The 16,253-nt window shown below is 35.5% G+C and carries 10 protein-coding genes; 6 read left to right on the forward strand and 4 right to left on the reverse strand.

Annotated elements, in window-relative coordinates:
* The first annotated feature begins 117 nt into the window (after positions 1 to 117).
* The gene (locus ACFEMA_RS00215) at positions 118 to 1,893 is read left to right on the forward strand and encodes a 1-deoxy-D-xylulose-5-phosphate synthase (RefSeq protein WP_411765939.1); all 1,776 of its coding nucleotides are present in this window, start codon (positions 118 to 120) and stop codon (positions 1,891 to 1,893) included.
* Here ACFEMA_RS00215 and ACFEMA_RS00220 read toward each other — a convergent pair.
* The 3 genes from ACFEMA_RS00220 to ACFEMA_RS00230 form a co-directional block, all read right to left on the reverse strand.
* Entirely contained in the window at positions 1,876 to 2,055 is a 180-nt protein-coding gene (locus ACFEMA_RS00220; protein WP_411765940.1) for a hypothetical protein, read from the reverse strand. The genes ACFEMA_RS00215 and ACFEMA_RS00220 overlap by 18 nt on opposite strands.
* 99 nt (positions 2,056 to 2,154) lie before the next feature.
* Positions 2,155 to 3,495 (reverse strand): deoxyguanosinetriphosphate triphosphohydrolase, encoded by a 1,341-nt coding sequence (locus tag ACFEMA_RS00225; protein ID WP_411765941.1) that lies wholly within the window; start codon positions 3,493 to 3,495, stop codon positions 2,155 to 2,157.
* 83 nt (positions 3,496 to 3,578) lie between these two features.
* The gene (locus ACFEMA_RS00230; RefSeq protein ID WP_411765942.1) at positions 3,579 to 6,380 is read right to left on the reverse strand and encodes a prolyl oligopeptidase family serine peptidase; all 2,802 of its coding nucleotides are present in this window, start codon (positions 6,378 to 6,380) and stop codon (positions 3,579 to 3,581) included.
* A gap of 266 nt (positions 6,381 to 6,646) precedes the next feature.
* Between ACFEMA_RS00230 and ACFEMA_RS00235 the strand changes: the two genes are divergently transcribed.
* A complete protein-coding gene (locus ACFEMA_RS00235) occupies positions 6,647 to 7,924 on the forward strand; it encodes a hypothetical protein (protein ID WP_411765943.1) in 1,278 nt (425 codons plus the stop codon).
* A 64-nt stretch (positions 7,925 to 7,988) separates the two neighbouring features.
* Positions 7,989 to 10,823, forward strand: coding sequence for a TonB-dependent receptor domain-containing protein (locus tag ACFEMA_RS00240; protein ID WP_411765944.1), 2,835 nt, complete (start codon positions 7,989 to 7,991; stop codon positions 10,821 to 10,823).
* A gap of 77 nt (positions 10,824 to 10,900) precedes the next feature.
* Here ACFEMA_RS00240 and ACFEMA_RS00245 read toward each other — a convergent pair whose 3' ends face one another.
* On the reverse strand, positions 10,901 to 11,257 hold the full coding sequence (locus tag ACFEMA_RS00245) for a toxin-antitoxin system YwqK family antitoxin (RefSeq protein ID WP_411765945.1): 357 nt from the start codon (positions 11,255 to 11,257) through the stop codon (positions 10,901 to 10,903).
* Positions 11,258 to 11,648: 391 nt separating this feature from the next.
* On the opposite strand from ACFEMA_RS00245, the gene ACFEMA_RS00250 reads away from it, so the two are divergent.
* From ACFEMA_RS00250 to ACFEMA_RS00260, 3 genes are all read left to right on the forward strand, one after another.
* Positions 11,649 to 12,854: a porin gene (locus ACFEMA_RS00250; RefSeq protein WP_411765946.1), complete on the forward strand. Its 1,206-nt coding sequence runs from the start codon at positions 11,649 to 11,651 to the stop codon at positions 12,852 to 12,854.
* A gap of 75 nt (positions 12,855 to 12,929) precedes the next feature.
* On the forward strand, positions 12,930 to 15,206 hold the full coding sequence (locus tag ACFEMA_RS00255; RefSeq protein WP_411765947.1) for an inorganic phosphate transporter: 2,277 nt from the start codon (positions 12,930 to 12,932) through the stop codon (positions 15,204 to 15,206).
* Between the two features lie 145 nt (positions 15,207 to 15,351).
* The gene (locus ACFEMA_RS00260; RefSeq protein ID WP_411765948.1) at positions 15,352 to 16,203 is read left to right on the forward strand and encodes a flagellar motor protein MotB; all 852 of its coding nucleotides are present in this window, start codon (positions 15,352 to 15,354) and stop codon (positions 16,201 to 16,203) included.
* The last annotated feature ends 50 nt before the right edge of the window (positions 16,204 to 16,253 follow it).

The following is a 16,253-nucleotide window of genomic DNA, read 5'->3' on the forward strand; positions in this document are numbered from 1 at the left end:
TGTCGAATGTATAAAAATTTATTCAATCCTTTATTTAACATCTTTAATAGTTGAATCATATTTGGTACAGTTCATTTGTTCGTTCATAATACCCAATTAATCTTGTACTTTTACAACGTGAAAAAACTGTTACTTCAACATATAAATATCCCTAAGGATTTAAGACAGTTAAGTCCAAATGACTTACCTCGACTTGCCAAAGAATTACGAGAGTTTATTATCAACATTGTGGCCACAAAAGAAGGTCATTTAGGCGCGAGTCTTGGTGTTGTGGAATTAACTATTGCCTTACATTATGTGTTTAACACCCCAGATGACTTGTTAATTTGGGATGTTGGCCACCAAGCCTATGGTCATAAAATTTTAACTGGTCGGAAACATAATTTTGACACCAATAGACAGCTTGGTGGACTCAGTGGTTTTCCTAAACGCAGTGAAAGTGAATATGACACTTTTGGAGTCGGCCACTCGTCAACTTCAATTTCGGCCATATTGGGTATGGCTATTGCTTCAAAACTTAAAGGTGAAAACCGACAACATATCGCAGTAATAGGTGATGCTTCTATAGCAAGCGGAATAGCATTTGAAGGTCTTAACCATGCAGGCGTCACTGATACCAATATTCTAATTATTCTTAATGATAATGCTATTGGCATTGACCCAAGTGTCGGTGCTTTAAAGCAATATTTAACCAATGTAAAAAAGGGGACACAAAAGCAGGATAATATTTTTGAAGCTTTAAATTTTGACTACTCAGGACCAATTGATGGGCATGATTTACCTAGGCTTATTTCAGAACTTGAACGCTTAAAGACTGTCCAAGGGCCAAAGTTTTTACACGTCATCACCATAAAAGGCAAAGGCTTAAAACAGGCTGAAAAGGATCAAGTGAAATACCACGCACCAGGCAAATTCAATGCAACCACAGGTGAACTTGTTGCCAAATCAGACATAAAGCTGCCGCCAAAATTTCAAGATGTTTTTGGAGAAACCATTGTAGAGCTGGCAAAAAACAATGAAAAGATTGTGGCGATTACTCCAGCGATGCCTACAGGAAGCTCTTTAAAATATATGATGGAAGTCATACCAGATCGTGCTTTTGATGTAGGTATTGCAGAACAGCATGCTGTAACCATGGCTGCTGGTATGGCCACACAAGGCCTAATTCCCTTCTGTAATATTTATTCAACATTTTTACAACGAGCTTACGATCAGGTCATACATGATGTAGCCTTACAAAAGTTACCCGTTATTTTTTGTTTGGATCGTGCCGGATTGGTAGGACAAGATGGTCCAACACACCACGGTGTTTTTGATTTGGCCTATTTACGTTGTATCCCTAATATGGTTATTGCAGCACCGAAGGATGCCATTGCCCTTCGTAATATTATGTACACGATGCAAAAAGGTTTTGATTTTCCTATCGCGATTCGTTACCCTCGTGGTCGAGGTCGTCTTATGGATTGGAAATTACCTTTTGAAAATATTACAATCGGCAAAGGAACTTGTTTGAAAAAAGGGTCTAAAGTTGCTGTCATTTCAATAGGAACGATGGCAAATAATGTAGAAGATGCAATTCTAAACTCTGAAAATATGGAGCTGATTTCGCATTACGACATAGGTTTTTTAAAACCTTTGGACACTGACTTATTACATGCAATTTTTAAAAGCTATAAAGGGATAGTCACTGTTGAAGATGGGACTATTATTGGCGGGTTAGGGAGTGCCATTACCGAATTTGCTAACGAGAATGGGTATCAGCAACCGATTAAAGTGTGCGGAGTAAAAGATGAATTTATTGAACATGGTACAGTTGAGCAACTACATGCCATCTGTAAAATTGATTCAAAATCTTTAAAAGACAAATTCAACGAGTTACTCCTCAGTCTCTAAGTCAGTTGTTGCAAAAGATTCGTTGGTCCCCGATTTAGTAATCTCCTGTTCTAAAGGATATTCTAATTGTGCTTGTCCCTTATAAGACAGATCGTCAATAATTAATAAGCAGGCCACAACAGCAAAGAAAATGACTAGTGCTCCGAGTATATTATTCTTCATAGTCCATAGATTTGGGGTTAATGGGACGCTAAACTAACACAATATATCGTTAAAAAACAAATTTAATCGATGAAATGCATTATTTTAACATTTATTAGACTAAATCGTATTCCCTTTTAGCCTGTGAAACAGCAACATAGCATTAGAGTCAGATAACTTTGAAATGAATAAACAAATGGACAACAAATTGTTATAAAGCGATTGGTCTGAAAGTGTTACGGTTTCAGGTAGTGTTTGTAGAATCAACTTGTCATAACTTGATAATTGTCCATTATATTTTGAAGATGCCAATTTAGTCATCACTTTAAGCAACCCATTTAGCACTTCGTAGCCAGCAATTTCTTTATGAATAACTTCCTTGGATTGATATACGTTCTTTATACTTATGGCAATAATATCACTGATTTGTGCTTTATAACTGCTAACGTCTAGTAAAGCATATTGAAAATCACCTTTTAGAATCTCATCTTCATGTGTCATAAACTGTTCTACGGCTTCATTGATGAGTGTATTTATAGCCAGTGCTCTGAGATAACTTACACGATCCTGAGTGGTTTTTAATTCATGGTATTTACTGGTATTGATTGAATTTTTAACCAATTTTATTAAATATTCTAAAGCATAATCTTCATCTATGAGACCGAGGTTTATCCCGTCTTCAAAATCGATTATAGTATAACAGATATCATCAGCTGCCTCTACTAAATAGGCTAAAGGGTGTCGGCAATAACGCACTGAATTAGTATCACGGGACATCAGACCAAGTTCTTTGGCAATGGCATCAAAGGTTGATTTTTCGCTTTGAAAAAAGCCATATTTTTTATCAACAATGTGTTTTGTCGGTTTCTTTGGAAGAGACTCTTTGGGGTATTTCATAAATGCACCAAGCGTGGCATAACTTAATCGCAGTCCCCCTTCTCTACCAACCCGACTTTCTGTTAAGATTTTAAAGCCATTGGCATTGCCTTCAAAATCACATAAGTCTTGATATTCTTTATCCGTTAATTGCGATTTAAATTGTTTGCCGTCACCATCTTTAAAAAAAGCACCAATCGCCTTTTCACCAGAATGACCAAACGGTGGATTACCAATATCATGTGCCAAAGCTGCTGCTGCAACAATAGCCCCAAAATCGTTCATTTGATACCCGTGAATATTTTTAAGGTGAGGATGCTTCTCTAAAATTCGTTTTCCGACTTGCCTTCCTAAAGAACGACCTACAACACTCACTTCGAGGCTATGGGTCAACCGAGTGTGAACAAAATCTGTTTTAGATAATGGTACAACTTGAGTTTTATCTTGAAGACTTCTAAACTCAGTCGAAAAAATAATTCGGTCGTAGTCTACTTCAAAACCCAAGCGGGTTTCGTCCTGTTCTTTTCTTAACCTTTTATTGGTATCCCCGTGTCTTTTTAAAGATAATAATTGCTCCCAGTTCATGCGTTTTTGATAAAGCACGAAGATAGGTATTCTGACTAAAAAATGTCAGTATAAGTGCTTGAAAATCCTTAAGAATTTACCCTCTAATCCTGTTTGCCTGAAGTTAATTCATAGCCTTGATTGATCCCTTTTTCAATCGCTGGCACACCTCTTTTCATCCAAACTGGCATGGGTTCCCCTTTTAAATAATAGTCAAAAAACTGAGCCATTCGGATATTAAAATCTTTACGGTTCTGTAATTTTAATGGCCAATGTGGCTCATCGTTATAGTTTAAAAACCAAGACGGTTTTTGAAGACGTCGAAGCGCCATAAAAAATTCTATGCCTTGATACCATGGCACGTGTCCATCGGCATCGTTATGCATAACTAAGAGCGGTGTGTTTATTTTGTCAATATTAAAAATTGGTGAGTTTTCGATATAGCGCTGAGGATATTCCCATGGCGTACCACCAATTCTACTTTGAGTATGTTCGTATTGAAACTGTCTGCTTAAACCTGTCCACCAGCGAATACCTCCATAAGCACTTATCATATTCGGTACAGGTGCTCCTGCTTCAGCTGCTTTAAAAATATCGGTCTTCGTGACCAAATAAGCGATTTGATAACCACCCCAACTATGTCCTTGCACTCCGATATTATCCTTATCAATAAAGCCTTTTTCAATTAAAGAAGTTACACCTGGGATAACACAATTATAAGCACTCTCACCAGGATAACCAATACGGTACTGTACATCGGGATTAAAAATTACATAGCCTCTACTAGTATAAAAACTGTAATTAATGGTAGAACGACCTGGGTTTGGAGCGCGATGACGGTGCAAACCATCAGAACTACGTTCGTAGAAATTTACAATCATCGGATACTTTTTGTTAGGGTCAAAATTCTCAGGCTTAATGAGCATGCCTGTTAATTCAATCCCATCAAGCGATGTCCAGTTTACCAATTCTGAAGTCCCCCAGTTGTACTCACTTTGTTGCGGATTGGCATTTGATAGCACAGTAGGATTTTTAAAACTTAAGTCTGAATATCTTATATCTGGAAATTCAGTGAATGATTCGCGAGTAAAAATAATAGCATCATCATCTTGAGCTTTTTGAAGTCGAGCATAACGATATGGCCCAGAAACCAATGATTTTAATTGTCCATTCTTCATATTCAATTCTGCAAAACCAGAATCTTTTGAATCTTCATTAAATACAGATAGCATCCATTTTCCTTCTGGATTTAAAAATCGTTCTTCATCATCTAATTGTATGTATCGGTATTCTGTTTTTGAAGCCCTTCCATTAGTCAGTTTTTTTGATGTTCCCGTATCAGGATTAAAGCTCCATAAATCGTATCTGTCATAAAGGATTAAGGCATCATCATCTTCGGTCCAGCCAGCAGACCCATACGATCCAGGATCTCTTGGTGAATCATTTAATTCATTATAAAACACTTTCCCTTTAGTGAGGTTGGTTAACTTTGAAGTTGCTAAGTTTACCGTAACCCAAGTACTGTCTTTAAAGTTATATCCGTATGCGTATTTGCCTTTTGGGCTTAATCTTAAATTTCCTCTAAAACCTTTGAGAAGAGGCTTTATTTCTCCTGAACTAACATCAACTGACGCATAATCCTGGCGGCTACCACCTTCCCACTGCACTTCAATTTCATAAGGTAAACTGGTGTTGACGAGTGCGTACTTTCCATTGCCTTCGTCTCCAAGTCTTGCATCAGGAAATTCAGTTGTTCCAACTTGGGTAAGCTCATTTGAATTAAGGTCAAGTGCCGTGAGATAGGTTTTCTTTCGATCATCTTCTAATTGCAACTCTTGCACCGTGTATAAGGTCGGTTCGTCGTAGGTCCAGACCTCAACATTAACAATCTCTTCGTCAATTAAGGTGGTGTCCTTTATTATAGGGTTTGCTGATAAACCGAAGTAAAGTTTTGATTCATCCTTTGAAAAGGCAATACTTCCGTTTGAAGATACCATATAACCATCGGGAGCAGAAGGATTGTCTAATTGCTTGTTGGCAGACGCATTACCTTGATTCCAAAAATATAATTCGTTAGGGCGTATTTGAACTTTAGTCGTATCTGTATCGACCACAAAAGCCAGTTTTTCTCCACTTTCACTGATACTTAAGTTATGATATTTTGCCTTCTTTGAATTGTACACCGACGTTATTATGTTTGAATCCAAATCTAAAACATAAACTCCTCCATCAGTATCTGTATCAATACCAGTCGTAACATAGGTTAGTTTTTTACCCTCTTCTGCAAATTTGTAATCAGTAACAAACTTAATGGTATCTTCCCTGCCTGATGCCAATGCTCTTATCACAAGGTGGTAACCATTATCCTTGCTTACTTTTTTGGTTTTCTTTTTATCTTTTTTATCCTTTTCGGAACCTGAAGTGCTATCTGTTTTTTTTGCTTTTACTTTTATTTCCTCTAGCGTGTAAGCGATATGCGAAGACAACTTTTCTGGAATTTTATAAGACTTTACATTCGGTATTTTAGTCAAGGACTTAGAATTCAGGTTATAAATACCTAAGCTATCTTTAGGTAGTTCTTCTTTCTTTGTTTTTATACGTTTTAATTCTACAATACTATCCTTCCATGGTTTTACTGAAAACACTGCAAAGTTACCGTCGTAAGTAAACTTGCCTTGTCCTGACCGTTCGTGTTCAAAAACAAGATTGCCTTTTGGAGATTTTATTTTTAAGTGGCTGTCTTTTTCCCCTTTCTCCAAACTGTACATCACATAATCCCCATTGGAAGAAATAGAGCTATTCTCTATAGAGTTCCATATTTCAAAATCCTTATGGTCTAATATTTTCTTTTGAGCAAAAGTGAAAAAACTGAATAATACGAACGGAAGAATAAAAGTGTATTTCATGGTCAATGGTTTAGTCATACACAAATATAAGGTATTACGAGTGACGATTCCAATGGAAATAATCATGCAGTAATAGAGATGAAAAATTAAGAAACAACCAATGTTAAGAAAACGTTTCTAATCGTCTTTTTCTATTAATGATTCTCTAACCTTAGCATAACCTTTTCATCACCAATCAATAATTTTTAATTAACCTAAAAACTTTAGCTCTGATGTTTCTTTGCAGCAGAATTTAAAACTTAAATAGTCTTACTAAATTTTTACTCATGAAAAAATTACTTTTAATCGCATTAATAGCTTCATCACTAGTTTTTACTGGTTGTTTTAAAGATGATGACACTCCTATCATTATTGAGGAAACCACAATAATTAACAACAACAATCCAGATGGAGGAGGTAACGGTAGCGTTGAGACTGTTGCTGTTACAGGCTTACTAACTGGAAACACTACTTGGACATCTGACAAAATTTATCAACTAAACCAAAAAGTTGTTGTATCAGATGGTGCAACCTTAACTATTAACCCTGGTACAATTATTAAGGGTTCTCCTGGTACTGGGTCTTTAGCATCTGCTTTAATCGTTGCTAGAGGTGGTACTTTAAATGCACAGGGAACTGCTGATCAACCAATCATATTTACATCGACTGAAGATAATATTACTGTTGGTCAAACCGCAGGTACAAACCTAGATGAAAATGACAAAGGTCGCTGGGGCGGATTGATTGTTTTAGGTTATGCACCTTGTTCTTTCTCAGGTGATATTGCTGAGGCTCAGATAGAGGGAATTCCTGCTGATGATACATTCGGTCTTTACGGCGGAACAGATGCTGCTGACAGTTCTGGTAATTTACAATATATCTCTATCCGTCATGGCGGAGCTCTAATTGGTGAAGGAAACGAAATCAATGGCCTTACTTTAGGTGGTGTTGGTTCGGGCACAACCATCAGTAACATAGAAGTAGTTGCCAATGTTGATGATGGCATCGAGTTTTTCGGAGGTACAGTAAACGCTTCAAACTTATTAATATGGTCTCAAGGAGATGACGCTATAGATATTGATCAGGCGTATTCAGGAACTGTAGATAATGCAGTAGTCGTATTAGGTGACATTTCTGACCACGCTTTCGAAATTGATGGTCCAGAAGGAACTGGTACAGGCTTATTTACTTTACAAAATGTGACTATCATTGGTAATACAGTTACGTCAAATGGTGAATATGCTGATTATAGAAGTAATGCCCAAGGTACAACAAGTAACATTTATGCTTTTGGCTTTAAAGATTCTTCGGATGTTGAGTTAGATAATGATGGTGTAGCTACTAATTACAACAATGGTGATTTAACGTTTGGCACATGGGAGATTGTATTGCCTGAAGGTGTTACAGATGTTAATTCAATCTTTAAAAACAATGCAGAAACAGTAACGGTTACAGGTTTTGGCTCTACTGCATCTGCAGTAACTGCTGGCAACCAAACTGTTGGTGCAAATACATCTATGTTAAGCTGGACGTACGCAAATATAGCTGGCGGATTAGGCTTCTAAAATACTTTTTATCACATAGGCCCATCACTTACTTTTTTAAGTGATGGGTTATATTAATATATACATGAAAAATATACAAAACGTTTTAACTTTTGTTTTCATTTTTATGACTTCTATTATGTTTTCGCAAGGAACAGTTGCCGGAACATTAATTGATGGTGAGTTTAATGAACCTATGGCATTTGCCAATGTCTTGGTTAAGGGAACTACAAAAGGAACAACATCGGATTTTGATGGTAAATATGAACTGGAATTAGAGGAGGGCACCTATACGTTGGTTTTTTCATTCGTAGGTTATACTACCAAAGAGATTTCTGAAGTGGTAATAACAAATAATGAAGTAACAACGCTTGATGTTGTTTTAGAAACTAACTCTTTAGATACTGTCATTATTACGACGACCACAAAACGAAATACGGAAAGTGCAGTACTTAATCTTCAGAAAAAATCAGTTGTTGTATTGGATGGGCTTTCAGCTCAAGCTATAAAAAGTACTGGTGCAAGCAATCTGGCAAGTGCTGTAAAAAGTGTCCCTGGAGTTTCAATTGAAGGTGGAAAATATGTCTATGTTCGTGGATTGGGAGACAGATATACCAAGTCTATTTTAAATGGTATTGATATTCCTGGATTAGATCCGGATAGAAACACGATTCAAATGGATTTATTCCCTACTAATATTTTAGACAATGTTATTGTACTTAAATCAGCTTCGGCAGAATACCCTGCGGATTTCACTGGAGGTATCGTAGATATTGTCACTAAAGATTTTCCGACAAAAGCTGAATATACTTTATCATTGGGAGCCGGCTATAATGCTGATATGCATTTTAATGATAATTATTTAACGTCAACAGGCAGTGAAACAGATTTCTTTGGTTATGATGATGGCACTAGAGATAGACCTATCAATAGATATCAGCCTATTCCTGACACTTCAGAAGGCAGACTACTCTTAACGACTTTGACCAATAGATTTCAAAAGGAATTAAGAGCAAAGCAAGAGGTAAGTGGTATGAACTATGATTTTGGCTTTACTTTAGGAAATCAGTATGATGTAGGTGATGATAAACTCGGCTACCAGACCTCTTTTTCTTATAAGAATGAGACTATATTTTATGAAAATCGTGTCGATGGAGCGTATATCGTTAATCCTCAAGACCGCTCACAAAATGAACTTATCGCTTCCTTAGATTCTCAAGGGTCAGAAGGCATTAATAATGTCATTTTAAATGGTATGTTGGGCTTAACGTACAAAACTGAAAAAGCAAAGTATAAAGCTAACATATTACATATTCAGAATGGTGAATCCACAGCAGGTTTCTTTGACCAGATTATTTCTCAAGATGGTACAGGAGGTGCATTGGAGCCGTTGACAAAAAATTCGATTACTTACACTGAGCGTTCCATTACAAACTTGTTTTTCTCTGGAACCCATAGATTGAATAGTATAGAAGATGAAAAAGCATTTAATTTAGAATGGAAATTATCGCCAACCTTTTCTAAGGTTATGGATAAAGGCCACAGAATTACTCCATTGCAACAATCGGATGACGGTGATTCATTTTTGTCCGCCTCTGCAGCTACCTTACCTATACAATTATGGAGAAACTTATTAGAGGAATCCTGGGCAGGAAAAGTAGATTTGGATAAAACTATCGAATTATTTGATAGACCAGCTAAATTGAAATTTGGAGGAGCATTCACGTATAAGTTCAGAGATTTTAGTATTGATGATTATACGTTTAATATTAGAGGAAGCCAAGCGTTTATTGCTGGTGGAGATGTTGACGATTTACTAGATGAAGATAATGTGTGGAATCCCACAACAGATGCCGGAACATATCTTGTTGGTACAGATACGTTTAACCCGATTGACGCTTATGAAGGAGAGCAACAGATTGGTGCTACTTATTTTTCAGTTGAATTTAACTTAAGCGAAAAACTTAAAACCGTAGTTGGACTTAGGGCGGAGCACTTTAGATCGTATTATACAGGTACTCCAGATAATACTCAGATTTTTGATAGAGAGCTAATTTTAGACGAATTTGATTTATTTCCGTCGACTAACTTTATCTATGCCTTGAATGATGACTCTAACATGAGAGCTTCATACTCTAGAACGACAGCAAGACCATCATTTAAAGAAGCATCGGAGGCTAATATATTTGATCCTATTACCAATAGATTATTTATCGGGTCTTTAGATCTTAAGCCTACTTATGTCAATAACTTTGACTTAAGGTATGAGCACTTTGGAGAACGAGGACAAATGTTTGCTGTCAGTGGATTCTATAAAGATTTTACCGACCCAATAGAGCAGCGTTTCTTTTTAGAAGCCGCAACACAATTAACAGTTGCAAACTTAGGTAATGCAGTTGTTTATGGAGCAGAATTTGAGTTCCGCCAACGCTTAGGGTTTATTTCTGAAGGGTTAAACAATCTAAAATTTAATGCTAATGTTTCTTTAATAAAATCTGAATTAACCATGTCAGATGCTGAATTTAATGGAAGGATAGCTGGAGCTAGAGATGGAGAAACGATTGAACGCGAAAGAGAATTACAGGGTCAAGCGCCATATCTTATTAATACAGGGTTAGATTATAACAATTCTGATATTGGCTTACAGACAGGATTGTTTTACAACGTACAAGGTAGAACTTTAGAAGTGGTTGGTATCAATCAAACACCCGATGTATATACTAAACCATTTCACAGTTTAAACTTTACATTTAATAAGTCCTTTGGAGAAAAGAAAAATTCATCCATTGATTTTAAAGTAAACAACATTTTGGGGAGCACAAGGCTTAGTGAATTTGAATCTTTTAGAGCGCAAGATCAAATCTATACCTTAAGAGAACCAGGTACTGAGATTTCTTTAGGATATTCCTTTAAATTTTAAAATAATAATTTTGAGTTAGTCAAAAAAAAGAGGGCTGCAATAATTGCAACCCTCTTTTTTTTATCTTATTTAATAATCTAATTTCTTACGGCAACTTTCGTTTTACTATCCCATTTGTTAACACTTACAATTCTAGAATCCAAGTAATCAACTTCTCTTAAAGTATCATCACTCCAAAAGAACCACTTGCCCACTTTTTTTCCATTATCATATTTACCTACAGCAACTTTGTTGCCTTGCTTATCAAAACTGGTCCATGTACCATGTAATTTTCCTTCTTCATTGAAAGTACCAATCTGTTCAACTTCACCATTATCGTGAAAATAAGTCGCTTCCGTTACATCACCTTTCTTCTCTAATTTAGGCTGTGTCTTTTCTTGAGCAAAAGTAAATCCAACACAAAGTATCATTAAAATTACACTTATCTTTTTCATATTTATGGGGGTGTTATTTGTTAACTATACAATAAAAATACTATTAAATTTACATTTAGACAACATTTGCTTAACATTAAATTTACATTGTGTTTGTATTGCGCTGTTTTTCAGAACTTTATATTTTATTGATAACAGGCTATCATTCTTAATAATTAAATAATGTTGGCTTTACAATAGAGTTACTTTAAGTGCTCACATTTGTAATGTGTTGTATAACACGATTTAGTATTTCATATAAACTATTAGTTTTTGTCGACTTAGTTATTATGACTTCTAATCAGCTGCCTCTATCTGAGGCAGCTTTTTTTTGTTCTAAACTTAATCATTAAGAAACATTAAGTTAACATTAGAATCAGTTCTTTGCAGCGACAAAAACTAATACATAAAAATGAAATTAAAAATTACTCTAGGAGCGATTTTTCTACTTGCTCTTTACGTTGCACCTGCTCAAGAAATTAGCGATACATCATTTGGAAAAGGATTACTGAATTTTACTGCTAAAGACAGTTCTTTCAGTGTTAAATTTGCCCCACGTTTTCAAGTGCGATCGGTCTCTTCATGGGATTATGATGGCAACCAATATGGAAGCCCCGAGCACAATTTCATAGTAAGACGTGCCAGATTAAAATTTGACGGTTTTGCTTACAGTCCAAAATTAAAATATAAAATAGAATTAGGTTTATCTAATAGAGATATCTCAGGCGCTAACCAATTCAACAGAAATACACCGCGTTATATTTTAGATGCCGTAATTATGTGGAATTTTGCAGGTAATTGGGAACTGTGGGCCGGCCAAACCAAATTACCCGGAAACGTAGAGCGTGTTGTTTCTTCAGCAAATTTGCAACTCATTGACCGATCTTTATTAAATAGTCGATTTAACATTGACCGTGATTTAGGGGTTCAATTAAGACATAAAACCAAATTAGGAAGCAACTTTTTAATGAGGGAAAAACTGTCTATCTCTCAAGGAGAAGGACGTAACGTTACCGAAGGAAACGAAGGTGGGTTGCAATATACTGGTCGATTAGAGTTTTTACCATTTGGAACTTTTCAATCTAAGGGAGATTACAGTCAGTCAGATTTAAAGCGAGAAGAGACTCCTAAACTTATGATGGGTTTTACATATAATTACAATCAAAACGCTGTTAGAGAAAGAGGTTTTGCTGGCGATTATATGATTAGAACAGATGGCTCAATTTATGAAACCGACCAAACTACAATCTTCGCAGATGCCATGTTTAAGTACAATGGATTTTCATTTATGGGTGAATATGCTAAACGTACTGCTGATGATGAAATTGCAACAGAAGCTGACGGTTTTACGCCAACAGGGGATATTGTTTTAACAGGAAGTGCTTTAAATTTACAAGCGGGTTATTTGTTTAAAAACAACTATGAAATCGCTGCACGATTTACAACCTTAGAATTTGAAGATGTTACTGGAGCTTTACCAAGAAATCAGTATACCTTAGGCGTAAATAAATTTGTGGTTGGCCACAAACTAAAAGTCCAATCTGATTTTAGTTATACAAGCTTGGATGGAAATGATGACAACATTACTTTTAGGCTTGGATTTGATATTCACTTCTAAATAAAACATAACAATTAGATAACTTTATTTTAAAAATCTAAAACGATATTTGCAGACCTTTTTAATTAAAAAATTATGGATAATATTTATTTATTAATGCTTATTGCCATTACTGTGTTAGCCGTTGCTGACATAGTTGTTGGTGTTAGTAATGATGCTATTAACTTCTTAAACTCAGCTATAGGATCCAAAGCATTATCAATGCGCACAATAATGATTGTTGCCAGCTTAGGTATTTTTATTGGAGCCGTATATTCTAGTGGACTGATGGAAGTAGCACGGAAAGGTATTTTTGTGCCAGGAGAATTCTATTTTAACGAAATCATGTTCATTTTTATGGCTGTGATGATTACTGATATTCTCTTGCTAGACTTCTTTAACACCTTAGGTTTACCTACATCTACAACCGTTTCTATTGTATTTAATTTACTTGGTGCAGCCGTTGTAATGTCTCTAATAAAGATTAGTGCCTCAGACTCAGAAACAGTTTCAGATTTATATAGTTACATAAATACTTCCAAAGCTTTAGAAATAATTTCGGGCATACTCCTTTCGGTATTTATAGCATTTACAATTGGGGCGATTGTTCAATGGCTATCGCGCCTTGTTTTCACATTTCAAAATGAAACAAAAATCAAAAGCTTTGGTGCTATTTTTGGTGCAGTAGCACTTACGGCCATTACCTATTTCATTTTTTTAAAAGGATTAAAGGGCACACCTTATTACGGTGAATTAAAAGGAAGTATTGAAGGAAACGAAATATATATTATAATCGCTGGGTTTTTATTCTGGCTCATTTTTTCTATTGCTTTTGAAAAGTTTGCAAAAAAAACCATATTACTTGTCGTCATTGCAGTAGGTACTTTTGGTTTGGCTTTAGCATTTGCTGGTAACGATTTAGTTAACTTTATTGGTGTACCAATGGCTGCGTACCATTCTTATGAAGCTTGGGTTGCCTCTGGAGTTGAGGCCTCAGCGTTCTCGATGGAAGTCCTAGATAAAAAAGTACCTGCAGAACCATTGTTGCTATTTATTTCGGGAGGTATAATGGTGGTTACTCTGTGGCTTTCTAAAAAAGCGAAAACGGTGGCAGAAACTGAAATTAAATTATCTAGCCAAGGTTCAACACAAGAAAAATTTGAACCAAATGCTCTATCTAGATGGGTTGTAAAAGGCACAACTAATATATCCTATGGTATAGATTTTTTGCTTCCTAAAACAGTACAAGACAAAATAAGTTTACGTTTTCAAAATCCAGAATTAAAAATGGGAAAGGCTGAGCGCCTAAACGCACCGGCTTTTGATATGATACGTGCTTCGGTAAACTTAATGGTTGCCGGTATATTAATTGCTATTGCAACCTCAATGAAACTACCGTTGTCAACTACCTATGTGACTTTTATGGTGGCTATGGGTACTTCATTTGCAGACCGCGCTTGGGGTAGAGAAAGTGCTGTATATAGAGTTGCTGGAGTATTGAATGTTATTGGTGGTTGGTTCGGTACTGCTATAGGTGCTTTTGTAGCATCAGGTATTGTTGTTTTCCTTATCAATTGGAACCCAAGGGTAATGACCCCTATACTTTTAATGATAACTGTATTTTTACTGTACAGAAACTATAAGTCACACAAGAAAAGCACAAACAAAACTGTGGATGAAGATAGTTTAGTATCCTCAGACATATCATCAGTGCAAGGGGTTATCCATGAAAGTGCTAATAATATTTCTAATGTTGTAAAACGTAGTAATAAAATTTACAGCAATGCTATTAATGGATTATCAAAACAGGATCTTAAATCCTTAAAAAAGAACAAAAAACAAGTTGATAAACTTTCAGCTGAAATTGATGAACTAAGAGACAACATATTCTATTTTATCAAAAACTTAGACGAATCAAGTGTGGGTGCCAGCAATTTCTACATAAATATTCTCGGATATTTACAAGACATGGCACAATCTCTAGAATACATTTCTAAAACCAGTCATAAGCACATCAACAACAATCACAAAAAACTGAAATTCAGTCAAGTTAAAGAACTGAAAGAGATTGATGATCAATTAGATAACTTATTTACAGAGATTAAAGCTGCTTTTGATTCTAGGTCTTTTGAGCAAATAGGTCAGTTGTTACAGCAGAAGAAATCTGTATTTGATTTAGTGACTGATAAAATCGTGAAACAAGTAGCTCGGACAAGAAATGAAGAGTCTAGCCCAAAAAACACGACGCTTTATTTTAGCTTACTACTAGAAACTAAAGATCTATTAACAGCAAGTATGAACTTATTAGAAGAGTATCATAACGCACATGACAGTTCGGTTGAGCCTGCAAGTATAGCTGTTGAAGAAGAATAAAATCCTGTTTATACCCTAAAAAAGAGCCTCAATATTGAGGCTCTTTTTTTATGGTTTGAAAAAAAATTATCGATAAAACGTCTAAAATATCGGTATGTGCGTATATAGAGAGAAGAGACTTTTTTATTAATCCTAAATAAACACAATGAAAAAAATTTCAATTCTTTTAGTCACTACCATTTTATTAAGTGCCTGTGTTTCAAAAAAGAAATACGTGGCCTTAGAGCAAGAGAACGGTGAACTTAAAAGCGAACTAACCAAAACACGAGTAGAAAAAGAAGACCTTGAAGCTAAATTTGCAAAAATTCAGGCAAGAGTCGATGAGTACAATAGCAAAATCAACTCTTTAAATGAAGACGTTGAAGGCTTAAAAATTGAGAATGATGTAATGTTGGAAGTCAATGATGACGGTTCTGTTATTTCAAACGAGGCGAAACGCAAGATGAGAGCAACGCTTAAAAATGTTGATCAGATGAAATTAGCCAATGCAACAACCTTAAAAGATTCTATGAATTTAGCAGTACAGTATAACTTAGCGCAGGCTATGGATACTAGCGATCTCGATGAAGATGAAGACATTGCTGTTGATATTAACAATACTGTAGTTATGATTTCTATTTCTGATAAAATGTTGTTCAACACAGCGAGTTATAGAATAAGTAATAAGGCAGATGCTATTTTACAAAAATTGGCAGATGTTATTAATTCTGAAGAAAGTATTGATGTTATGGTTGAAGGTCATACAGATCCACGTAGTATTAATACCGGAAAGATTGCTGATAACTGGGACTTAAGTGTGTTGAGAGCAACTTCTGTTGTTAGAAAATTACAAGATCAATATGATGTGGCTCCAGAAAAATTAATAGCTTCTGGACGTAGTAGTTACCAACCTTTAGTAGATAATGATACTCGTGAAAATAGAGCGAAAAATCGTAGAACACGTATTATCTTACTACCAAACATTGACAAATTCTTTGCTTTAATGGAAGCAAACTAAATAATCCATAACGATTAATAGCGAAAAAAGAGCATCCAGAAATGGATGCT

The sequence above is a fragment of the Winogradskyella sp. A3E31 genome (assembly GCF_046720935.1).
GTDB lineage: Bacteria > Bacteroidota > Bacteroidia > Flavobacteriales > Flavobacteriaceae > Winogradskyella.